This is a genomic window from Psychrobacter sp. BF1, assembly GCF_019279065.1.
GTDB classification, from domain to species: Bacteria; Pseudomonadota; Gammaproteobacteria; order Pseudomonadales; family Moraxellaceae; genus Psychrobacter; species Psychrobacter urativorans.
In genome coordinates this window covers 96,853-118,122 of sequence record NZ_JAGYWV010000008.1, presented here as the reverse complement: position 1 = coordinate 118,122, position 21,270 = coordinate 96,853, and the positions used below count along the sequence as shown (strand labels likewise).

The 21,270-nt window shown below is 41.8% G+C and carries 19 protein-coding genes; 7 read left to right on the top strand and 12 right to left on the bottom strand.

The window, feature by feature from the left end:
- Nucleotides 1–72: 72 nt before the first annotated feature.
- From KZA12_RS10435 to KZA12_RS14915, 5 genes are all read right to left on the bottom strand, one after another.
- A complete protein-coding gene (locus tag KZA12_RS10435; RefSeq protein WP_256932934.1) occupies nucleotides 73–909 on the bottom strand; it encodes a Cof-type HAD-IIB family hydrolase in 837 nt (278 codons plus the stop codon).
- Between the two features lie 237 nt (nucleotides 910–1,146).
- A complete protein-coding gene (locus tag KZA12_RS10430) occupies nucleotides 1,147–1,995 on the bottom strand; it encodes a Cof-type HAD-IIB family hydrolase (RefSeq protein WP_218690187.1) in 849 nt (282 codons plus the stop codon).
- 79 nt (nucleotides 1,996–2,074) lie between these two features.
- On the bottom strand, nucleotides 2,075–2,395 hold the full coding sequence (locus KZA12_RS10425; protein WP_256932933.1) for a YbbR-like domain-containing protein: 321 nt from the start codon (nucleotides 2,393–2,395) through the stop codon (nucleotides 2,075–2,077).
- Between the two features lie 68 nt (nucleotides 2,396–2,463).
- A complete protein-coding gene (locus KZA12_RS10420) occupies nucleotides 2,464–3,210 on the bottom strand; it encodes a hypothetical protein (RefSeq protein WP_218690186.1) in 747 nt (248 codons plus the stop codon).
- A gap of 42 nt (nucleotides 3,211–3,252) precedes the next feature.
- A complete protein-coding gene (locus KZA12_RS14915; protein WP_256932932.1) occupies nucleotides 3,253–3,381 on the bottom strand; it encodes a hypothetical protein in 129 nt (42 codons plus the stop codon).
- A 208-nt stretch (nucleotides 3,382–3,589) separates the two neighbouring features.
- Here KZA12_RS14915 and KZA12_RS10415 point away from each other — a divergent pair, with 208 nt between their 5' ends.
- Complete coding sequence (locus KZA12_RS10415) at nucleotides 3,590–4,126, top strand: transposase (RefSeq protein WP_218690185.1); 537 nt, start codon at nucleotides 3,590–3,592, stop codon at nucleotides 4,124–4,126.
- Between the two features lie 88 nt (nucleotides 4,127–4,214).
- On the opposite strand, the gene KZA12_RS10410 is transcribed toward KZA12_RS10415, so the two are convergent.
- Nucleotides 4,215–4,715: a hypothetical protein gene (locus KZA12_RS10410; RefSeq protein ID WP_218690184.1), complete on the bottom strand. Its 501-nt coding sequence runs from the start codon at nucleotides 4,713–4,715 to the stop codon at nucleotides 4,215–4,217.
- Nucleotides 4,716–4,800: 85 nt separating this feature from the next.
- Nucleotides 4,801–7,107: a DNA topoisomerase IV subunit A gene (gene parC, locus KZA12_RS10405; protein ID WP_218690183.1), complete on the bottom strand. Its 2,307-nt coding sequence runs from the start codon at nucleotides 7,105–7,107 to the stop codon at nucleotides 4,801–4,803.
- Nucleotides 7,108–7,573: 466 nt separating this feature from the next.
- Between parC and KZA12_RS10400 the strand changes: the two genes are divergently transcribed.
- The 6 genes from KZA12_RS10400 to KZA12_RS14910 all read left to right on the top strand — a co-directional run bounded on the left by KZA12_RS10400 (nucleotide 7,574) and on the right by KZA12_RS14910 (nucleotide 16,566).
- Complete coding sequence (locus KZA12_RS10400; protein ID WP_256932931.1) at nucleotides 7,574–9,370, top strand: von Willebrand factor type A domain-containing protein; 1,797 nt, start codon at nucleotides 7,574–7,576, stop codon at nucleotides 9,368–9,370.
- A 294-nt stretch (nucleotides 9,371–9,664) separates the two neighbouring features.
- Nucleotides 9,665–11,398, top strand: a complete 1,734-nt coding sequence (locus KZA12_RS10395) for an AMP-binding protein (RefSeq protein WP_201623296.1) — start codon at nucleotides 9,665–9,667, stop codon at nucleotides 11,396–11,398.
- Nucleotides 11,399–11,771: 373 nt separating this feature from the next.
- A complete protein-coding gene (locus tag KZA12_RS10390) occupies nucleotides 11,772–13,496 on the top strand; it encodes an AMP-binding protein (protein WP_218690181.1) in 1,725 nt (574 codons plus the stop codon).
- A 502-nt stretch (nucleotides 13,497–13,998) separates the two neighbouring features.
- Nucleotides 13,999–14,715: a ribonuclease PH gene (gene rph / locus KZA12_RS10385; RefSeq protein WP_201623298.1), complete on the top strand. Its 717-nt coding sequence runs from the start codon at nucleotides 13,999–14,001 to the stop codon at nucleotides 14,713–14,715.
- A 76-nt stretch (nucleotides 14,716–14,791) separates the two neighbouring features.
- On the top strand, nucleotides 14,792–15,283 hold the full coding sequence (locus KZA12_RS10380; protein ID WP_201623299.1) for a hypothetical protein: 492 nt from the start codon (nucleotides 14,792–14,794) through the stop codon (nucleotides 15,281–15,283).
- Between the two features lie 161 nt (nucleotides 15,284–15,444).
- Nucleotides 15,445–16,566, top strand: coding sequence for a hypothetical protein (locus KZA12_RS14910; RefSeq protein ID WP_256932930.1), 1,122 nt, complete (start codon nucleotides 15,445–15,447; stop codon nucleotides 16,564–16,566).
- Between the two features lie 303 nt (nucleotides 16,567–16,869).
- Here KZA12_RS14910 and hemJ read toward each other — a convergent pair whose 3' ends face one another.
- The 5 genes from hemJ to KZA12_RS10350 all read right to left on the bottom strand — a co-directional run bounded on the left by hemJ (nucleotide 16,870) and on the right by KZA12_RS10350 (nucleotide 21,232).
- The gene (gene hemJ, locus KZA12_RS10370) at nucleotides 16,870–17,304 is read right to left on the bottom strand and encodes a protoporphyrinogen oxidase HemJ (protein WP_201623301.1); all 435 of its coding nucleotides are present in this window, start codon (nucleotides 17,302–17,304) and stop codon (nucleotides 16,870–16,872) included.
- 68 nt (nucleotides 17,305–17,372) lie between these two features.
- Nucleotides 17,373–18,506, bottom strand: a complete 1,134-nt coding sequence (gene bioB, locus KZA12_RS10365; protein ID WP_201623302.1) for a biotin synthase BioB — start codon at nucleotides 18,504–18,506, stop codon at nucleotides 17,373–17,375.
- A gap of 291 nt (nucleotides 18,507–18,797) precedes the next feature.
- The gene (locus tag KZA12_RS10360) at nucleotides 18,798–19,304 is read right to left on the bottom strand and encodes an SCP2 sterol-binding domain-containing protein (protein WP_201623303.1); all 507 of its coding nucleotides are present in this window, start codon (nucleotides 19,302–19,304) and stop codon (nucleotides 18,798–18,800) included.
- A gap of 298 nt (nucleotides 19,305–19,602) precedes the next feature.
- The gene (gene aciT, locus KZA12_RS10355; RefSeq protein WP_256932929.1) at nucleotides 19,603–20,010 is read right to left on the bottom strand and encodes an AciT family ciprofloxacin tolerance protein; all 408 of its coding nucleotides are present in this window, start codon (nucleotides 20,008–20,010) and stop codon (nucleotides 19,603–19,605) included.
- A gap of 205 nt (nucleotides 20,011–20,215) precedes the next feature.
- Nucleotides 20,216–21,232, bottom strand: coding sequence for a DUF368 domain-containing protein (locus KZA12_RS10350; RefSeq protein ID WP_218690180.1), 1,017 nt, complete (start codon nucleotides 21,230–21,232; stop codon nucleotides 20,216–20,218).
- Nucleotides 21,233–21,270 lie beyond the last annotated feature (38 nt).

Here is a 21,270-nt window from a genome sequence, read left to right as displayed (position 1 = left end):
GAAACTTATCATAAGAAATTTTTATAAAATTGTTTTTGTTTATGTGGCTTAGCACCCACTCTACTCAATCCTTTACGCCTTTTGTTGTATACAAAACTTATCAAGTATCGCTTGTATGCCATACTCTTCAATAGTGCCTGTGACTAAATCGGCACGCTCTTTTAGCTCAGGCTTAGCATCACCCATTGCCACCGCAAAGCCGACTAAATCAAACATTTCTAAATCGTTCATGCCATCACCAAACGCCATACAATCCTGCGCGTCAATATTATAATGTCGGCAAACATCTAAAATACCGCGTGCTTTTGAGGCGTCTACTGGCAAGATGTCAGCACCTACTGTGTGCCAATGTACCAGCTTCAATTCATCCTCAGCAAAGTCAACCTCTTGCATTTTATCTTGTTGATTATTGAAGAATACTGAGCACTGATAGACGGTATTTGACTTGTAATAATTAGGATCAAGAATAGAGTTTGGCGTTATGGCATTGTATTCACGCAAACGCTCGTTCTCTTTTGACCAAGCGATATGAGTGGCTGAGTCAAACTTATGAATAAGATCGCCTTTGTGGCATAAGTTCACAATCTTATTAGTTTGCGCCTCTGATAAAGGGTAATGGCTGATAATGCCATCCTTATTAAAGCTATATTGACCATTCATACAGATAATAGCGTCCAATACATTGGCATCGAGTAGCGCTAAGATATCAGAGGGTAATATTGCTTTAGAGCGTCCTGTGGAGATAATAAGCTTGATGTCACTGCTGGCAAGTTGTTCTAGCGTGGCTTTATTTTGCTCGGCAATAATTCCGTTACGGCTCAGAGTATCATCAATATCGAAAAATATGATCTTAGGCGTAGGGATATTATTACTCATACTCTCTTGGGCAACTTTGTCTTTAATAAACATGGTGATCCTATTATTTTCTATTTATTCAAATGTTACTATAATCAGCCTAGACCATTAAATAAATAGCTATAAAGTAATGCTTGCCTATTATGCCTACCTAGCGCTTATCCTGTAATGCGGTTGAGCCAGCAAGCATACATTGCAACATAGCAGGTAATAAGCTGGCTTTGCTCGCTATCTTGATTATCAGGCTCATATTTATGTAATTTACTGCACCAAAAGGTCAGCCTAAACTGATCAAGCATAATTTTGCATAATAGGATTCAATACCCCTTGAATGCCTTGCTCTTCAATGGTGCCAGTAATGAGGTTGGCACGCTCCTTCAGCTCGTCTTTGGCATCACCCATCGCTACCGCAAAGCCGACTAAATCGAACATTTCCAAATCATTGAGTCCATCGCCAAACGCCATACAGTCAGCGGCATCAATACCAAAGTGAGCGCATACATCTAAAATACCACGCGCTTTTGAGGCATCTACGGGCAAGATGTCACCAATAGCGTCATGCCAATGTACCAGCTTTAGGTTGTGCTTAGCAAAATTAACGTCCTGCATCTTCTGGTTTTGATCATCAAAGAATACCGAGCACTGATAGACAGTGTTTGCCTTACAATACTCAGGATCAATTAGGCTTACGTCTTTAATTTTATCGTGATATCTATTTTGCCAGTCGTGCGAATCTGACCAGGCAATGTGGGTTGCAGAATCAAACTTGTAGATCAACGCACTATCAACACACAGTCCTGCAATGGTAGTCGCTTGACTAAGAGTTAGCGGGTAATCGCTAATCACCTGCTGGTTGTTAAAGCTGTATTGCCCATTCATGCAGATGATGGCATCTAAGACATTGTCTGCAAGCAGCGCTTGGATATCTAGCGGTAATATCGGCTTTGAGCGTCCCGTTGAAATAACCAGTTTGATATCTAAGTCTGATTTGGCCAGTGCTTCAAGGGTGGCTTTATTATGCGGGGCAATCTCACCATTGCGGCTTAAGGTATCGTCAATATCAAAAAATATCATTTTTGGAACAGGGATAGAGACGGGATTGATGTTTTCTAAGCTTTTGGTTTTGTTTGAGGTGGGCATGGAAGTCCTTTTTCTAATATTATTAAGGTTTCTTGTTATATCGTTTGCTAGGTTAAAAACCTGGCCTATGCTAGCTACTTTAAATTTGGTCGTTAAGAGGTGGAGGTGAATATAACGCTGTTTCCCAATCTTCGTAAGGCGGATCAGCGCTGAAGTTAGGATCACAGTATGCTCTCAAATAATCAGTTGCACGTTTTTCTGCATACTTAGCGTTTAAAACGTTACCTTTCTTATCTAATTCCAACACATTGACATAGATTGCAAAGACTTGTTCTATGGCACTCGGATCACTTCCGTACAAATCTAAATAATCGATACCTTCTAGTGTATTCTGAGAGCCACTGGACATGAAATAAACGAAAGTTCTTAGTGCGCCGCTAAAGCTATCGCTTAGCTTCATTTTTTATATTTCCCAAAATCATATCTATTGCTTCAAAGTCTAGCCTACGGCTGTTATGTTAGTAACAGTCATTTTTGCAAAAAACGCTTTATCCGATGTATGATATCTAATACGTTAGAACGTATAGAATTTTTACACTCTATTTCTGGTTCATCGAATTCTGAAGCTCCTGATATAATTTCTTTATACTGGTATGAAATACTATCTGCCTGATTTTCCACACTTTCACCATCGTAGATCAATTGCTCATATATTCCCAATTTACCTTCTGGATATTGTGCTTCCCACAAATCACTTCTATTTAGAATATCTTGATAAGAGTTTTCAAATCCCACTTTATCAAACTTGTACCACTTGCCGTCTTGTATAATTTGATGCTCAGCTCTCATTAAGTTAAATTTTTTATAAAAATTATCTATGTTAATAGCATCTCCATCATCTATGGCTTGCCATAAATTTAATATGGCCTCTGTTCTATCCTCAACATTACAAGAGCTTTTCAAACGTTCAATATATCTTAATGTACTAATAGTTAGAGCTTGTTCAGTTGATGGGAATGTAAACCCTAAGCCATTGACAACCTTTATAAAACCGTTGAAGTTATCAACTTGTTTAGAGTTTAAACCTTCTATTGGTTCGTAATACCAAAAATAAAGCATAGCGTCATGGTAGTAACCCTGTTTTTGCCACTCCTCGATATAATAGCTGTAAAAACCATATTCTTGTTCATCGATTCTCCAGTGTTCAATCATAAGCTCTACTAGTTCGTCGAGGAACGCTATCTGAGTAACGCTAAGCGCAGAATTTAAGTCCATTTAAATAACTCCCAATCATCCAACCTCAACACTAGTCACATTCTAAAAGCCTCTTGGTAACTGGCCACCACGGCTTAAGGTATCGTCAATATCAAAAAATATCATTTTTGGCGTGGGGATAGAGACGGGGTTGATGTTTTCTAAGCTTTTGGTTTTGTTTGAGGTGGGCATGAGTGTCCTTTTGTATTAAAGCAGCCTTGCTTAAGGCAAGGATTATTTTAGCACTGTGATTACCAGTGAGTATAGAAGTGGCCTTAACCATTTGTAAGCGGTTATTCTGTAACGGATTTTCTCACGCTATAATTAAATACAAGCTAGGCCGTAGGCTGGGCTTTTAGCCCAGCATTCTATCTAGGCAGACAAAATAAAGGTAAAAAATATGCGAAACTACCTTAGAAACAACTGTAAAGGTGGCACTTATTTTTTCACCATGAATTTATTAGATCGAAAAAGCCAGCTTCTTACCACTCATGCTAATCAATTTCGACAAGCCTATCGAATAACCAAACAAAATCATAATTTTCAACTTCATGCGCTAATATTACTGCCTGATCATATTCATATACTGATTACTTTAGCAGAAGAAAGCGATAATTATGCTGTCATTATTTCAAGTTTAAAAACTCATTTTTCTCGTCAGATAGCCAAGTCAGATGATGAGACGATTAACCAGTCTAGAATTAAAAAGCGTGAACGCGGTATTTGGCAAAGGCGATTTTGGGAACATAGAATCAGGGATGAGTTAGATTACCAACGCCATATGGATTATATTCATTACAATGCAGTCAAACATGGTTATGTGGAGCGTCCTATTGATTGGCCGTATTCGACTTTTGAAAAATGTGTAGATGAGGGGTTTTATTCTTCTGATTGGGGTGGGGCAGGTATTGATGGGTTTGATTTAGATTATGATTGATTTTAGGGATTTGGGTTCAGTTTTTTGGCATAGTTTTGCTGGGCTAAAAGCCCAGCCTACGCTAATTATATCTCGATAGTTAAAATAATTACTTGTTATAGTTTAACAGAACTTTTTCAACTGACTCTTTTAACAAGTAACTATTTTTGATGAGGTAAGCATTAATATCAATCCATTCACTTTGCTTCTCATACTGCCAACTATCATTACTGATGACGGCAACTTTTCTTATATAGGGTGACTCCTTCCAGTACATCTTCTCAGAGAAGTGTTTTTGAATCTCGTTTGAATTTTGCTTTAAGTATTCGAAAATTCTAATATTTTGCTCTAAACCAATAGCATTTCTTTCATCTTTTGAAAGCTTAGATTTTCTAGGAACTTCAGGACTTGAGTAAATAACCAGAGTAACATTTACACTAGTTTGATTTAAGTTCACATACACGCTGACGCCATTGAACTCAGTTTGCTTTACTATACCCTTCTTACTAGTTGTACTATTATTTGCATAGATATTATCATAACCTGAGATTCTGGCTTGAATAAACTGATTCCAAAATTGCTTTTTAAGTTCATCCTTTGCTTTATTCATAATGTTCTCTTTTATGTTTATATCAAATGAATGGAGTACAGTTGAGCCATCGTAGGTTAGCATTTTAAACGCAAAAAATACGAAATCACCCTACCTCAACACTCGTCACATTTTGAAAGCCTCTTGGTAGCTGACCACCACGATTACCCCGAGTCCCTGTGTAATTCGCTAAGTCCATTGGTTTCAAGGTCACATGACGTTTGCCAGCAGTGATAACTAAGCTGTCTTGCTTGCTTAACGGAGTGATAGCTAGCACTTCTTCACCCGTTTTTAGAGTAATCATCTTGTTGCCTTTACCACGAGCCTGTTCCGGCAAATCATCCAAAGCAAAGATCAATAAATAGCCAGCGTTAGTCACCACAGCGATATGATCAGGTGTAGCTTCTATAGAACCATCATCGCCGCTATTAGCATCAGTACTAACATTGTAATTGGCGTCAATACGAGCGACTGGTAATAGGCGACTATCAGCCGCTAGAGTGATGATGTTTTTACCGGCTTTTTGATTGCTATCAAGATTGCCAATGGTATTGATGAAGCCGTAGCCTTGCGAGCTGGCAAGGATAATACGCTGCTCATTATTGCCAGTTAATAGCTGCTCAAAGTGTGCGCCAGCGGGTGGCTTCAGCACACTAGTCAATGGATCGCCTTGACCACGCGCGGAGGCTAAATTATGGGCGTCAATACTATAGCTACGTCCGGTACTATCAAGGACATAGATCTTCTCATTAGACTTGCCACGCACATAAGCTTGGTAACCATCTCCAGAGCGATAGCTCATAGTGGTAGCGTCAACATCATGACCTTTGGCAGCACGTATCCAACCAGCTTTTGATAGCACAGCAGTGATTGGCTCGCTCGGTACTAGATCAGACTCTTTTAGCGCTTGTGCCTCTTCACGCTCTGCTAGTGGTGACATGCGATTATCGCCATGAGCTTTCATATCTTCAGTGAGTTCATCAATAATCAAGCCAGTTAGGCTTTCAGGATTATCTAAATACTCTTGAATAATGGCCCGTTCTGCGACTAGCTCATCCTGCTCACGTCTAAGCTCGAATTCTTCTAGTTTTGCTAATTGACGCAGACGAATATCTAAGATGGCATTGGCCTGAATCTCACTCAGATCATAGCCTTGCATCAGCGCCAGCTTTGGATCTTCCTCTTCACGAATGATGCGAATCACTTCATCGATATTAAGATAAGCAATCAGTAAGCCGGCTAAAATGTGCAGACGCTTATCGATCTTATCGAGGCGGTACTGCAAGCGGCGTACGACCACTGAGCGCCGACAGACTAGCCATTCTTCTAGGATATCTTTCAAGTTTTTGACTTGTGGCTTACCATTTAAGCCAATCATATTCATGTTGACCCGGTAGTTACTCTCCAGCTCAGTAGTGGCAAACAGATGACTCATTACTCGTTGCACATCGACGCGGGTAGAACGTAGCTCCAAGACGATACGACAAGGGTTTTCGTGATCAGATTCATCATGAATATCGACTACCCAAGGCAGTTTTTTATCGGTCATCAGTTTAGCGATTTGCTCTTGGATCTTATTACCCGAGACTTGATAAGGTAGCGCATCGATGATGACGAGGTTCTTTTCCTTATCATCGATATGGTAAGTGGCGCGCATCTTATAACTGCCACGTCCAGTCTCATACAGCGCTTGCAGATCTTTTTTGCTAGTGATGATTTCGGCACTAGTAGGTAAGTCTGGGGCTGGTATTGATTGGGTGAGCTGCTTAACCGATAGCTCAGGGTTTTTGAGCAGACGGATAGCCGCACGGACTACTTCATTAAGATTATGCGGCGGAATATCGGTGGCCATACCAACGGCGATACCTGTCGTGCCATTTAATAAAATATTTGGCAAACGTGCAGGCAAAGTGGTTGGCTCTTGCATGGTGCCATCGAAGTTATCTTGCCAATCAACGGTTCCTTGCCCTAATTCTGCCAGTAAAGTATTGGCATAAGCCGACATTTTAGCTTCAGTGTAGCGCATAGCAGCAAAGGATTTAGGATCATCAGGACTACCCCAATTCCCTTGACCCGTAATCAGCGGATAGCGATAACTAAACGGCTGCGCCATGAGTACCATAGCTTCGTAACAAGCACTATCGCCGTGCGGATGATATTTACCCAGCACATCACCGACAGTACGTGCCGACTTTTTGGGTTTAGCTGTAGACTTAAGACCTAGCTCGCTCATGGCATAGATGATGCGGCGCTGGACAGGTTTTAGACCATCAGCAATATTGGGCAGTGCGCGATCCATGATGACGTACATGGCATAGTTGAGATAGGCTTGCTCAGTAAACTCGGCTACTGAGCGCGTGTCTAGCGCATCGTCCGCTAGAAGGGCAGTATCGTTATCGATAATATCAGACATAGAATAAATTTCGCTTTTATAGTGATCAAAAATTTGCTGCAAATAGGGTGCTACGTATAAAGGGTCTACTGTTAACTAGATAAGTATTTATTATTATAAGTAGAATAAATATAAATATCCTGCATTCAAAGGCGCTTGGCCTAATTAGCATAGTGCGTTCAGCATCTAGGCCAAAAATAAAATAAGCTAGCGCTATCGTAAAGGATATTGCCGCAATTAAAAAGCCATCTATGACAATAAACGACAGGTCATGACGTGCCAATGCTGATTTTGTTTATAGCTTTTATCCTCTAAGATTAGTATAGTGATTTTAATGGTTTTTTATTATTTACTTAGTTGATTAGCAGCTAGTAACTGGGGCTGCAAAGGCATTATCGCTGAAGCAGTACTTAGTAGTCCCCAATGACTTTAGAGCTATGACTTTAGAGCAATGATAACTATCTCCTCACTAAACAGGACGCCACTCATGTCATCAATTCAGTTAGCTCATACTCGTATAACTATTATGACTCGCAAAGCGTTAGTGTTAACGACACTAGCTGGCTTAGGACTGAGCGCCTGTAGCACGCAACAGATGGTTCAATCTAGCGCCGAAAGTGTCAGTACCATTGCTAGTACAAGTGCTAGTACCACTAATACTCAAGCTGTTGCTCCAGCGCCAGTTGTAGTGGTCTCAGCAACAGCAGCACCGCAACAAATGGCTAGCGCTGATTACGCGGCTAACCCTAGTATGCTTATCCGTGCTGTGCCACAGAGCAAGATAGTCCGACCATCGCCCTTTATAGTAGCAGAGTCTCAGTCAGGCGATAATTATCAGGATATAAAACCTAATTTAGTACATAAGACTAGTGAGATGGCGGTAGCTACTTTATCTATAGATACTGATACTGGCAGCTATGCTAACGTGCGCCGCTATCTTAATGAAGGTCGGCTGCCGCCAGTTGACGCCGTACGTGCTGAGGAGCTGATCAACTATTTCAATTACCAATTCGCTGATGGTAAGCGTTTAGGAGCAGCACCCTTTTTGGTAGCCACCGAAGTGGTTGATTCGCCGTGGGATAGAGCCGATCAAGGTAATAAGATTGTCAAAGTCGCTATCAAAGCGGTCGATACTAGCTTGGCAACGGCCAGTAATACTAACTTGCCGCCAGCGAATTTAGTGTTTTTAGTTGATGTCTCTGGCTCTATGTCCTCCAACGATAAGCTGCCGCTAGCACAAGCCTCTCTTAAACTGCTAACTCAGCAGTTACGGGCGCAAGACAGCGTTAGCATTGTCACTTATTCTGGTAGTACTAGCGTCGCCTTACCTGCCACTAGTGGTGATAAAAAATCAAAAATAATAGCGGCTATCGATAGCTTGACGGCAGCAGGCTCGACTAATGGTGAAGACGCCCTTATGCTCGCTTATAACCAAGCTGAACAAGCGATGCAAAAAAAGGGTATTAATCGTATTGTCATGCTCACTGACGGTGATTTTAATGTTGGCATTAGTGACGTCAATGAAATGCTAGATTTAGTTAAAGCCAATCGTGATCGTGGCATTTCTTTATCAACTTTAGGGTTTGGTCGCGGTAATTTGAATGATTATATGATGGAGCAGATGGCCAATAATGGTAATGGCAACTATAGCTATATTGATAGTCTGACAGAAGCTAAAAAGGTCTTTACTGATGAGCTAGGAGCGACTTTCAATACCGTAGCCAAAGATGTGAAGATTCAGCTTGAGTTCAATCCGGCTGTGGTTAGTGAGTGGCGCTTAATCGGCTACGAAAACCGAGTGCTTAACGAGCAAGATTTTAATAATGATAAAGTTGATGCTGGCGAGTTAGGCGCGGGTAAAGCAGTGGTTGCTCTATTTGAAGTCACGCCGACCGGCCAAGTTGGTCTCTATAGTGAGCGTCGCTATGCCAGTGATAAACGGGATAAAACAGTAGCTACTACGCAAAAAGCCAATGAGCTGGGCTTGCTAAAAATACGTTACAAGTCTCCTGAAGGGGGCAGCTCTAAACTCATTAGCCAAGCTATTATCAATAATAATCGTGACTTGAGTAATGCTAATATCGATACCCAATTTGCCATTGCAGTCGCCGGATTCGCGCAGCGCTTAGCTCAAAGCGATTATATCAACGAGTGGAGCTTTAGGGATAGCGGTAAGTTGGCTAGTAAAAGCATCACTAGCCAGCCGAGCAGTGATACAGACGGTATACGGCGTAATTTTGTTAGCTTAAATGAACTGGCCGACGCTCTTAAGAACCATAATTAAAGACAAGCTAACCATAAAAATATGCTCCAACTTATACCTAGTTGCTTATAAGTTGGGGCTATTGATTGTTAAAAGTGCTTAAGGCTATTAACAAATGCCCCCTTACTTGGGCAGACGAGCTTAGTCAATAAGGTGAGGGCTTTATAACAATATACTGATCTAACCAATGATATTGAAGGTCAAGTGTCTTTAAGGACTGAAGTAGCAATCTTTTGTATTGAGTAGTCTGTGCAAAGTGTGTATGTTAAAGAATAAAGGGCTATTTAGCATATTACCATTAGGAGAAACCAGATTATGGACAATCAAATGCCAAGCAATCCAACCCGTCATAATAAAAAAGTTTGGCTCAAAACGTATGAAGATCTTGGGCTCACTTATGATATCGTAATGCCAGCCGATAATACCTCGCTGATTGATATTTTTGAGAATAGCTTTGCCAAATATGGTAATAAAACCGCCTTTATATGTATGGGTGCATCCATTACCTTTAAAGAAGTGGATGAACGCAGCAAACAAGTAGCCGTTTATTTGCAGTCTCTAGGGTTAGTCAAAGGCGATAAAGTAGCCGTAATGATGCCTAATGTTTTGCAACTTCCAGTTGCGGTCATCGGTGTATTACGTGCAGGCCTGACCTTAGTGAATGTCAACCCTTTGTATACTACTAAAGAGCTTGAGCATCAACTAACAGACTCCAATGCCAAAGCATTGATCATGGTAGAAAACTTCGCTAAAACTTATCAAGATATAGGTCGCAAAGTAGTCGAGCATGTGGTCATTACTGGTATGGGCGACATGATGGGTACGCTTAAAGGCTTTATGGTCAATGCTGTCGTTCGTCATGTCAAAAAAATGGTCCCAGAATACAATATTGCTAACAGTGTCAGCTTTAAAGCGATGCTAAAAAAATCTTCTGCCAGTAAATACAAGCGTCCAACCGATATCAGTCTGGCAGACATTGCGGTACTACAATATACCGGTGGTACTACTGGTGTGGCCAAAGGGGCTATGCTGACCCATAAGAATCTAGTGGCTAACTTAGTACAAAGTAATACTTTTTTAGGCACCGCTTTTGACGAGTTCGATAAAAGAGGTGAGCAGCCTGTTATCCTGACCGCTTTGCCGCTTTATCACATCTTCTCCTTCACTGTCTGCGGTATGTTTGGTATTTATCGCGGTTGTGCTGGTCTACTAGTGCCTAATCCACGCGATCTTGATAGTTTGATAAAAGCCTACAAAGCCAATCCACCCTCGTTCTTCCCAGCAGTCAATACTCTATTCAATGCTTTAGCTAATAATGAAGAGTTCAAAAGTATGGATCACAGTAAGCTAGTGGTCTCTATGGGCGGTGGTATGGCGGTAGTCAGTGATACGGCAGAGAAATGGCGTCAAATCACTGGCAATATTATCCTACAAGGTTATGGTCTCTCTGAAACCTCACCAGTAGCGACCGCCAACCCTATTACTAGTGTAAGCTTTAGCGGTACTATAGGCTTACCTATGCCCTCAACTGATATCGCTATCATAGATGATGCTGGTAATGAAGTAGAGTTAGGCGAGCGCGGCGAAATAGGGGTTCGCGGTCCACAAGTGATGAAAGGCTATTGGCAGCGTGAAGAGGCGACTCGTGAATCTATGACTGACGATGGATTCTTCTTAACAGGTGATATCGGCATTATGGCTGATGATGGCTATGTGACTATTGTCGATCGTAAAAAGAATATGATCTTAGTATCAGGTTTTAACGTCTATCCGAATGAAGTCGAAGAAGTGATGGCGGGTCATCCTCAGATCATAGAGTGTGGCGTTATCGGCGTTCCCGATGAGAAGAGTGGCGAGATACCGAAGATTTTTGTGGTGCGTAAAGACGCCAGCTTAACTGAGGAGCAAGTCCTCGATTATGCTAAAGAGCATTTAACTGGCTATAAGCGTCCTCGTTATGTTGAATTTATCGATGAGCTGCCTAAATCAAACGTTGGTAAAATTTTGCATAAAGATCTGCGTACGATGGAAGAGAAAAAAAATGCCTAGTACGGGGTGGTTATAGTGAGTTGCTAATAGCTATATAAGTATAAGCTGCTTCAGTGCTATAACTCACTCACTACTGCGTTAGCATTAAATAAATGGATGATAAGGCAGCTTAATAACTGCTTTATCATTTTTTTATGTCAAAGTTTTGAGCAAGAGTAAACTATAAAAGATAGGATGATAAGGCTATAGATCGATAGTGTTGATGCTAGAGAATTTACCACAAAACTGCTATAGTGCCAGCAAATACAGGCTCAAAATCAGTAGCCTGGGCATAGTTTTTTGCTATAAATTGATATCAATATAAGTTTTTATAGAACTCAAAACCCTAGATTATAAGCCAGTCAACTACAATAAAGCACAGGATAATCAACCGATGGCACACGCTACCCAATTCCCTACGATGCCGAATATTCCGAGCGATAGACCTTGGCTCGCTGCTTATGAACGTTATAATATCGATGCGACTATCGACATGCCTGATGACGAAACCTCACTACTAGAAGTCTTTGAGCGCAACTTCCGTCGCTATGGTAAAAAGCCCGCTTATATCTGTATGGGCGCTGCTATTACCTTTAAAGAGTTGGACTTATATAGCCGCCAAATAGCCAGTTATCTGCAATCTCTAGGCTTAGACAAAGGGGACAAAGTCGCAGTGATGATGCCGAATATCTTACAGTATCCGGTGGTGGCTTTGGGTATTATTCGTGCCGGTATGGTACTAGTGAATGTCAATCCGATGTATACCAGCCGTGAGCTTTCACATCAGCTGCATGACAGTGGCTCTAAAGCTTTGTTCATCGTTGAGAACTTTGCAAAAACTTATGAAGACGCCGAAGACAAAGGCGCAGTTAAGCATGTAGTGGTCTGTAAGCTGGGCGATATGCTGGGTCTGCTAAAAGGCACGGTAATCAATCTAGCAGCTCGCTATGTCAAAAAAATGATCCCTGCTTATAGCTTGCCCCATAGCACTAGCTTTAAGGAGGCTTTGAGTAAAGAGTCAGCTAGCGCATATCAGCGCCCTGACTTGAACCTCAGTGATGTGGCATTGTTACAATATACGGGTGGTACTACGGGCGTTGCTAAAGGGGCTATGTTATCGCATGGCAACTTAGTGGCCAATATGCTACAGATTAACGCTTTGATGAATAGCGCCTTTGAAGATGATGCTACTGCTGATAACGTTATCTTGACTGCACTGCCACTTTATCATGTGTTCTCCTTTATGGTCTGTGGTATGTATGGCATGTACAAAGGCTATGCGGGACTATTAATTCCTAACCCTCGTGATCTAGATGGCCTCATCAAAGAGATGGGCAAATATAAGCCATCGTTTATCCCAGCGGTAAATACTTTGTTCAATGGCTTAGTCCATAAAGAAGCCTTTGCAAACTTAGATTTCTCTAATCTAAAAGCAGCTATCGGTGGCGGGATGTCGGTATTGCCAAGTGTAGCTAAAGACTGGCACAAAATCACCGGCTTACCTATCGTTGAAGGATATGGTTTATCTGAAACTTCGCCAGTAGTAGCCTTTAACCCGATGACCATCGCTGAGTTCACTGGCAAAATCGGCATACCTGCTTCTAGTACTGATGTCATATTAATCGATGACGAAGAAAATGAAGTGGCTATCGGTGAGCGTGGAGAGGTTAGTGTAAAAGGCCCACAAGTGATGATTGGCTATCAAAACCGTCCGGATGAGACCGCAGAAACTTTTACTGCTAATGGCTACCTAAAAACTGGTGATATCGGCATCATGGACGAAAAAGGTTTTATTAAAATCGTCGATCGCAAAAAAGATATGATTATTGTTTCAGGCTTCAATGTCTATCCCAATGAGATTGAAGAAGTGATGTCTGAGCATCCAGGAGTCTTAGAGTGTGGAGCTATCGGCATACCCAACGATCAGCGTGGTGAAGATCCGAAGCTATTTGTGGTCAAAAAAGGCGAAGTTACTGAGCAAGAGCTAATAGATTTCGGCAAAAAACAATTGACTGGCTATAAGCGTCCTCGTCACATACAGTTCGTTACTGAACTACCAAAATCTAATGTAGGCAAAATACTACGTAAAGAATTACGTAAGATGGAAGGCTTAGAATAATCAAATATTGATCGTTTGTCGTTTGTCATCAGCCATCAGCCATTAACTCAGCTGCTGTGATTTTTTAGCCAATAATTAGGGCTGCAACCAACCAGTTGTCAGACCAGCAATGCAATTGTAAAAAGCTATAGCGCTATTAGAATAAGTTTTGGTAGTCGCTATAGCCTTAACCCTAGTAACAGGCCTAGATATTCACCGCAGTGTTTTATTTTACCTTGGCTAGGGTTTAAATCGGTTGCAGTTCCCGTTGATTATAGTTAGGATTTAGGCTTAATAAAGTATCACTGCTATCTGCTTTTCTTGCTATTGAATCGAGGTCACGTTAGGATATCTCAGTTATTTTGTCCTCAATCATTACAAGATATTGTCGTTAATAGCTCTATATCTAGCAGTAAAGGCTGCATTTGTCTGATAACAAGCGCTGTTTATGTCATTGAAAATATATGATCACTCATTGTTTAGCCCTCTAAAACTATTTATTATTTCTATACTAGGATACCTTATGCGTATTGATAACCGTGAGCTAGACCAACTTCGTTCGATCAGCTTTGAGCGTCATTATACCAAGCATGCTGAAGGATCAGTGTTGGTCAGCTTTGGCGATACTAAAGTATTGTGTACTGCCAGTGTTGAGTCCGGTGTCCCGCGCTGGCTAAAAGGCAAAGGTAAAGGCTGGATCACTGCCGAATATGGCATGTTACCGCGCGCCACTAATACTCGCAATCAACGCGAAGCTGCCCGTGGTAAGCAGTCAGGACGTACCCAAGAGATTCAACGCTTGATCGGTCGTAGCCTAAGAGCGATGATAGATCTCAGCAAGTTAGGCGAAAATACCATCTACCTTGACTGTGATGTACTCCAAGCAGATGGCGGTACTCGTACTGCTAGTGTCACTGGTGCAGCCATTGCCCTAATTGATGCCCTAGAAACTATCCAAAAAACTAAAAAACTAAAAGCCGATCCGTTAATTGGCTTAGTGGCTGCGGTCTCCGTCGGTATGAAAGATGGCGTGGCATATTTGGATTTAAATTACCAAGAAGATGCCAGTTGTGATACTGATCTAAACGTAGTGATGACCCAAAAAGGCGAGTTCATTGAGCTACAAGGGACTGCTGAAGAGAAGCCATTCACCCGCGCGCAAGCAGATGATATGTTAGCATTAGCTGAAAAAGGCATTGCTGAGCTTATCATTATGCAAAAAACAGCTTTAGGCTGGTAAGTAGTAGTAAGTACTGGTGATTTTGTTTTATTCAGCAGTTGAGACGTTTTATCCGCTAATTAATAGGTAGTACTGCATGCTTAAACTGACTGATGATGGTGCCAAAATCACTTTGCAAGGGCAGCCGCCAGCAGGGGATAACGGGCTATTTTGGTTTGGTTCAGCACTGTTGGTAGGGGCAGTAGCCGTAGTATTGGCTATGAGCCTGCTACCGGAGCGCTTATCGATCGGCGCTCTAGCATTACTTATTATTGGCAGCTTTTTCTTTAATCGCCAGCGCCAACAGCGCAAAAAAGCTATGAGTGGCGTTATTAGTAACGGTATTCTATGGGTGCGCAATAGCGAATTAGTCCATGATAATCAAGGCAAGCGTGAGCAGATTCATCTAGCTGATGATGATCAAATCACTGTGCATGGCGAGCAACTGCAAATTATTGCTGCTGATAATAGCTGCAAATACCACATCATTGGCTTCGATACTATGCAAGAGGCGCAGGCCACCAAAGCTATCCTACAAGGGCAAGTGATTAATAAACGCTCTGTCAATATTAAGCTCAATGCTGACTAAACCTTTGGTCTGATTTTATATACCTGCTATCCCTGTCAAATAACTAATAGTACTTGCGACTTGCCCCTATAATAGTTTATAACTACAGCTTCTACCTTTATCGCTGCCGAATTTAATGTCCTAGCGATTTTGTTTTTTTGCTGTTTTGCCAGGAGCTGATCATGTCGTTAACATGGATGATTGCATCGAAAACTGTTTCATCTAAGACCATAAATCTGATACCAGTAGCGATTTTGGCTTTGTCTGTTTTGAGTGTCCCAAGCTTTGGACACGCTGATGATATGAGCCAGATGATTGCTCAAAAAACCACACAAACTATGCTGCCAGTACCCGCCGCTAGGGTTAGTACTAGTTCAAGCATTCGACGTGCAGCGCCCCCTTCAGCAGCAACGCCTACTTATAGTAATATTACTAATTACAAAGCTAACAACTCTAGCCTCAACAGCTCTAGCTCTAATAGCTATGCCTCTAACAACTCTACCCTTAACCCTTCTAACGCTATTAGCTATACCTCTAACAACTCTAACCTTAACCCTTCTAACGCTATTAGCTATACCTCTAATAACTCTAACCTTAATAGCGCTAATCCCAACAGCTCCAATCCTAACAGCTATGAGCCTAGTAGTTCTAAACCTAGTGCATCTCGCGTTATCACCGCCTCTGCTGCTAGCAGTTATCGTTATCCTCAAGTATCAGTAGCGTCGCCAGTAGTATCCTCTGGCTGGTCAAACACTAGTAGCTCCAAGATTACTGCGTCTGCTGCTATCACGGCCTCCGCCCCTAGTAGTTATCGCTATCCTCAAGTATCGGCAGCGCCAGCAGTACTACCAGCGTTCTTATCGGGCAACTATGACAATGTAGATAGTGAGTATTTGCCACTACTCAGCACTGCTGAATTACAGAGTAGCAAGGCGGCTCGTGGGGTGATCAGCATTGCACGTACTATGGCGCTCAATGAACGTACTATCATTCAAGGTGGCTGCTGGGACTATCTAAATGCCGTGTTTAACCGTGCTGGAGTCAGCCGTAATACGCTACACAAAGGCACTTATAGAGAAGGGCCTTATGCTAATAGTAGTGAGATTGAAATTGGTGATTGGCTGTATTATATTAACCACGGCTATAAAGGTATCGAACACAGTGGTCTGTTCGTCGGTTGGGTTGATGAGTCAGCCAAGCAAGCGTTAATGCTCAGTTATGCGGGCGAGAATCGCCGCGAGCCTGCACGTTATCGAGTTTATGACTTGAGTAATGTCTACCAAATCATGCGCCCCATTATTTAAGCTATAGTCGATCTACTATAAAATACTAGGTTAACCAATGAAGTGCTACTGGGATGAATTTTGTGCAGTCTCTGGGCACGCAGCACACCAGAAAAATTCATACCATTAGCACGCGGTAATGGCTGTACTCTTTTGATTTAGGATTAACTCTAGTTTGAGTATCCGCTTTATAAAGCAGTCGGTTTCATTGTAGGGTTAAACAAAAAAGCGTCCATAGCTAATAAACTAGGGACGCTTTTTTAGGACTTATACTAAGCTTTCACCTTACTAATAGGGGACAGCTTAGCTGCGGTAAAATCAGCTTTAAAAAGGTTTTACTATTACTAAAATCACAATAATCACTAAAGCAAAGACTGGCACTTCATTAAACCAACGCCAGAATACATGAGACTTATACTGTGGGTTGTCTACTAGCTTTTTACGATAGAAGCCACAAGCGCCATGATAGCCTGAAAGCAGGATGACTAGTACTATCTTAACGTGCAGCCAGCCTTGAGTTTTGTATACTTCCCAGCCCGATATCACCATCCACAAACCAAAAATCCAAGTAGCGATCATCGCTGGCGTCATGATACCGCGATACAGCTTACGCTCCATAATAACAAAGCGCTCTTGGCTAATAGTGTCTTCACTCATTGCATGATAGACAAACAGTCTTGGTAAGTAAAAAATAGCTGCAAACCAACAAACCACAGAGATAACATGCGCCGCTTTAACCCAATTAAAATAATCTGCCATACTCATTTTCCTAATGTCGATATGCTGATAGCTATATTTGAATGCGGGCAAGCTTAGCGCAGATTGCTTTAGTTTGACAGTGCTACTTGTGACTTATGACCACTCATAGCGTCGAGCACAGGCAATAGTTTTGCAGCTTTTGGCGCTGCAAATTGCTTAGTTAAGCCCAGTTCGCGCAGTAAGCGATCATCATTGGCTTGACTGGCATTACCAGTGGTTAACAGCTTATCACCATAAAAGAATGAATTAGCCCCTGCCATAAAGGCTAAGGCTTGCTCGGCATCAGATAGACTCTCACGTCCGGCTGATAGGCGCACATAGCTAGTAGGGCAACAAATACGAGTTACCGCAATAGTGCGAATCCACTCAAGCACAGATAGCTCACCTTCTGCTAGTACTTTATCGCCTATCGGTGTGCCAGCAATAGGAACTAGTAAGTTGACAGGGATAGATTCAGGAGCCTTAGGCATTTTGAGTAATTCGTATAACCAATCTACACGATCATCACGGCTTTCACCCATACCGACGATATTGCCACTACAGACATTAATACCTGAATCACGCACATTGTTCAGAGTATCTAAGCGATCATCATAGCTGCGCGTACTTACCACTTGCTCATAGTAGCTTCTAGAAGTATCGAGATTATGATTATAATAGTCTAATCCAGCATCGGCTAATTGGCCTGCTTGTTCAGGGTTGAGCATACCCAAGGTCATGCAGGTTTCAAGCCCTAAACCTTTGACTTCTTTGATTAGCTCCACTACATAAGGCATATCTTTGGCACTTGGATGTTTCCAAGCGGCACCCATACAAAACCGTGATGAGCCAGTCGCTTTAGCACGTTTGGCCGCAGCAATAACTTTATCAATCTCTAAGCGTTTTTCTGCTTGTAGCTTAGTTTTGTCACGATGATGACCAGACTGCGAGCAGTAACCACAGTCCTCAGGACAGTTGCCAGTTTTGATCGATAATAAAGTGCTAATTTGCACCTCGTTAGCGATGAAGTGTTGGCGATGAATGGCTTGGGCTTGCGATAATAAATCTAGCAATGGCAATTCAAAAAGCTGAGCGACTTGCTCACGGCTATAGTTATTAACAGGCTCAATAGCTTCTGTAGCTAATGCTTCAGGATTGAAATATTTGCCTTTGGGGAGAGTAGAAGTAGGAGTAGGTTCGGTAATACTAAGCAATCCTGCCATGATAAATCCTTGGGTAATAAGTAGCACAACATTTGAAAAAGCTTCGATAATAAAATTTCATTAGGGTGTATTGAGTTATTCAAAAACTAAAGCGTGGTTTATAAGAAGAGTAGCACTAATAGTAACAGCGACTATTAATTAGTAAATAAAAAATTTAGATTATAAAAAAATTACCACATAAAAAAAGGTTGCAGCAACCGTAGTATACCGCAACCTTTATAATAACAGCAGAGTAGTGCTAAGTGACAGCAATAATGCTTCGTGTCATACAGCAGCTACCTACTAGGGCAATTATTTACCTAGTTTATGCTTGGCAAAGCCGATCCAATGCTCAGCGAACTGCTGGGCTTTATAAACATAAGGCTTAGCATTTTGGATATGAGGTTTTAGCTCTTCTGGGATCTCTGGTACGATATGTTTTGCCAGTTTATTGAACCACATTAGCAAACTATAATCGCCCTCAATGCTTAAGTTACCTTCTTGAACAGCAGTCATAAAGGCCGGCAAGCTACCTTTAGTCAATAGCTTAACACCAGTCATTGAATCTTTAAAATTGATAGTTAAGTCAGCTTTTTCAGCATGACCACTACGCTGACTAAACTCACCATTATCGAAGCTAAAGTAACGAGCAATATCAGACTCTTCGCTTGCAAACTCAATAGTTACCTTACGCTCAGTCAATAGTGCTTTGAAGTCTTCGTTATTGCTATCAGCAAGCATAGACAAGCGATAACCAACTACCGCTAATAGTACATCTAAAGGATCAGATTTTACATCCAAAACAGGAACAGTAAACATGGTCAAACTCCTAAAAGTGGCTAAAAATAAAACGTACTTTATAGCAATTATCACTATAATCATATAGTTAAATTATAACTCATTCTTCAGCCGCTACTCATTAGTATTTGCGTAGACAGCTTTAAGTATGTGTAACAAAGTAATAATAATCGATAAAAAAAGCGCCAATAGTAGGCGCATGCTTTTACCATAGTTTGATAACCATAGTTATCAGCCAACGCCGCCTCTAAACCAGCGGTGTTTTTAAATATTAGTCGTGTCTTTAATCAATAGTAGGCCAAATTAACTACTGAAGATACTATTCAAAACGTGGCGTATAGTCATCATCATAAATGGGACTGTGCTCAATATAACGGGCTGTTTCAATCTCACGCTGCTGTTGCAAAGCTGCACTAACATCATCATAGCGTAGGGCTCGATACAGCACCCAAGCGAATAAAGGTAGCCAGCTAATGCCCATAGCAGCGACATAACCATGCCACTCTGTTAGGAATGTCCAGCTCATGAGTAGGCTGTGAATGACCTCAACGGCTAACCAATACACCACCCCGCCCAATACGTACCAAAGTAGCCAGCGCTGCGAAGAGAGCGCAATAGCCATGATTAGACTGATTAACAAGCCATAGCCCAATAGGGCGCCACTGCTCAAGGTGGCTATCGACATGCTGGATAAGTAGCTACTAGCTAATAATGTTAAAAGCATCATTCATCTCGCTCTGCAAAAGGTGAATTTCAATAACACCATTATGAGAGTTCTACTGGTAAACCGAAAGGCTAAAAGGCGACTTTGCGACAACCGTTGACGTCTATTTTTAGCAGCAATAGGCCACTTTTTTAGCGAGGTGTAAGTGCGTCTTCAAGCTTAGCACTGACAGCTACTAAGCTTAGCTTTAGTGAGTAGATTGCTTGAATTAGCTGCTACGATGACCCCACCAAGATAGCAACGATACTAATATAGCACCTATTAACATAAGGCCTAAAGTCGTTAACCAATGAGGGCCAGTAGGGTATAGCCAAGGGGCGACATTATGGGTAGCTTCTGTCGCTAAAGTCCCTAAAGAATCAGTTTTCCAAGGCCATACTTTTACTAAGGAGCCAGCGATAAAGCCAGTCAGAAGCGCTAAAGTCGCTTGATAATAGCGTGACAATAGCCACTTAAGCATTCGAGTAAATAACAATAGCCCCGTTAGCATGCCAGCCATTAAAGTGAAGATAATAGTTAGATTAAAGCTATGTACTGCCTCCAACACGGTGTCGTAAGCGCCTAATAATAATAAAATAAAAGAGCCGGAGATTCCGGGTAGTATCATGGCACAAATCGCTATGGCTCCAGCGAAAAACAAGTAAGGTAAGCTTGGAGTAGTAGTCAGCAAGGGCAGACTGCTAATAGCTACTGCTGCAATCGCACCGATAATGAATAGACCCATTCGTGCTACAGTCCAGCGAGTAATCTCGGTCAATAAAATAAGTACAGTGGCAACTACTAAGCCAAAGAAAAACGACCAGATCAATAGCGGCTGATGCTCTAATAGGCCTTTAATAATACCAGCCAAAGTGACAATACTAGTGCCAATACCTAGCAATAAGAACAACAGAAAAGTCGCATCAACTTGACGCCATACGGCTAATAAGCCTTTGACTCCGCCTTGCAGACGGAACACTGACCACAGATGAGGACCGATGCTACTAATAGCATTGATCAAGCGCTCATAGATACCAGCAATCAGGGCAATAGTACCGCCAGATACGCCAGGGACAACATCCGCAGCCCCCATAGTCATGCCTTTAATATATATCGCTAGTAGTTGCTTAGGGCCGTCTTTACTAGAGGGTGCTGGCTCATGAGACAAGCTTGACGACTTTGTTGATGTTACAGTGGATGGCTCTACTAACGAGTCATCTTGCTGTGGGGATTTCAATGCCGTCATGGACGACTCCTTGTACCATAATAAGGGTGAAAAATAAG

Excerpts from the sequence above, each read along its gene's own strand:
- KZA12_RS10435 (WP_256932934.1), bottom strand. The coding sequence starts at position 909 with ATGTTTATTAAAGACAAAGTTGCCCAAGAGAGTATGAGTAATAATATC.
- KZA12_RS10430 (WP_218690187.1), bottom strand. The coding sequence starts at position 1,995 with ATGCCCACCTCAAACAAAACCAAAAGCTTAGAAAACATCAATCCCGTC.
- KZA12_RS10425 (WP_256932933.1), bottom strand. The coding sequence starts at position 2,395 with ATGAAGCTAAGCGATAGCTTTAGCGGCGCACTAAGAACTTTCGTTTAT.
- KZA12_RS10420 (WP_218690186.1), bottom strand. The coding sequence starts at position 3,210 with ATGGACTTAAATTCTGCGCTTAGCGTTACTCAGATAGCGTTCCTCGAC.
- KZA12_RS14915 (WP_256932932.1), bottom strand. The coding sequence starts at position 3,381 with ATGCCCACCTCAAACAAAACCAAAAGCTTAGAAAACATCAACCCCGTC.
- KZA12_RS10415 (WP_218690185.1), top strand. The coding sequence starts at position 3,590 with ATGCGAAACTACCTTAGAAACAACTGTAAAGGTGGCACTTATTTTTTC.
- KZA12_RS10410 (WP_218690184.1), bottom strand. The coding sequence starts at position 4,715 with ATGAATAAAGCAAAGGATGAACTTAAAAAGCAATTTTGGAATCAGTTT.
- parC (WP_218690183.1), bottom strand. The coding sequence starts at position 7,107 with ATGTCTGATATTATCGATAACGATACTGCCCTTCTAGCGGACGATGCG.
- KZA12_RS10400 (WP_256932931.1), top strand. The coding sequence starts at position 7,574 with ATGTCATCAATTCAGTTAGCTCATACTCGTATAACTATTATGACTCGC.
- KZA12_RS10395 (WP_201623296.1), top strand. The coding sequence starts at position 9,665 with ATGGACAATCAAATGCCAAGCAATCCAACCCGTCATAATAAAAAAGTT.
- KZA12_RS10390 (WP_218690181.1), top strand. The coding sequence starts at position 11,772 with ATGGCACACGCTACCCAATTCCCTACGATGCCGAATATTCCGAGCGAT.
- rph (WP_201623298.1), top strand. The coding sequence starts at position 13,999 with ATGCGTATTGATAACCGTGAGCTAGACCAACTTCGTTCGATCAGCTTT.
- KZA12_RS10380 (WP_201623299.1), top strand. The coding sequence starts at position 14,792 with ATGCTTAAACTGACTGATGATGGTGCCAAAATCACTTTGCAAGGGCAG.
- KZA12_RS14910 (WP_256932930.1), top strand. The coding sequence starts at position 15,445 with ATGTCGTTAACATGGATGATTGCATCGAAAACTGTTTCATCTAAGACC.
- hemJ (WP_201623301.1), bottom strand. The coding sequence starts at position 17,304 with ATGGCAGATTATTTTAATTGGGTTAAAGCGGCGCATGTTATCTCTGTG.
- bioB (WP_201623302.1), bottom strand. The coding sequence starts at position 18,506 with ATGGCAGGATTGCTTAGTATTACCGAACCTACTCCTACTTCTACTCTC.
- KZA12_RS10360 (WP_201623303.1), bottom strand. The coding sequence starts at position 19,304 with ATGTTTACTGTTCCTGTTTTGGATGTAAAATCTGATCCTTTAGATGTA.
- aciT (WP_256932929.1), bottom strand. The coding sequence starts at position 20,010 with ATGATGCTTTTAACATTATTAGCTAGTAGCTACTTATCCAGCATGTCG.
- KZA12_RS10350 (WP_218690180.1), bottom strand. The coding sequence starts at position 21,232 with ATGACGGCATTGAAATCCCCACAGCAAGATGACTCGTTAGTAGAGCCA.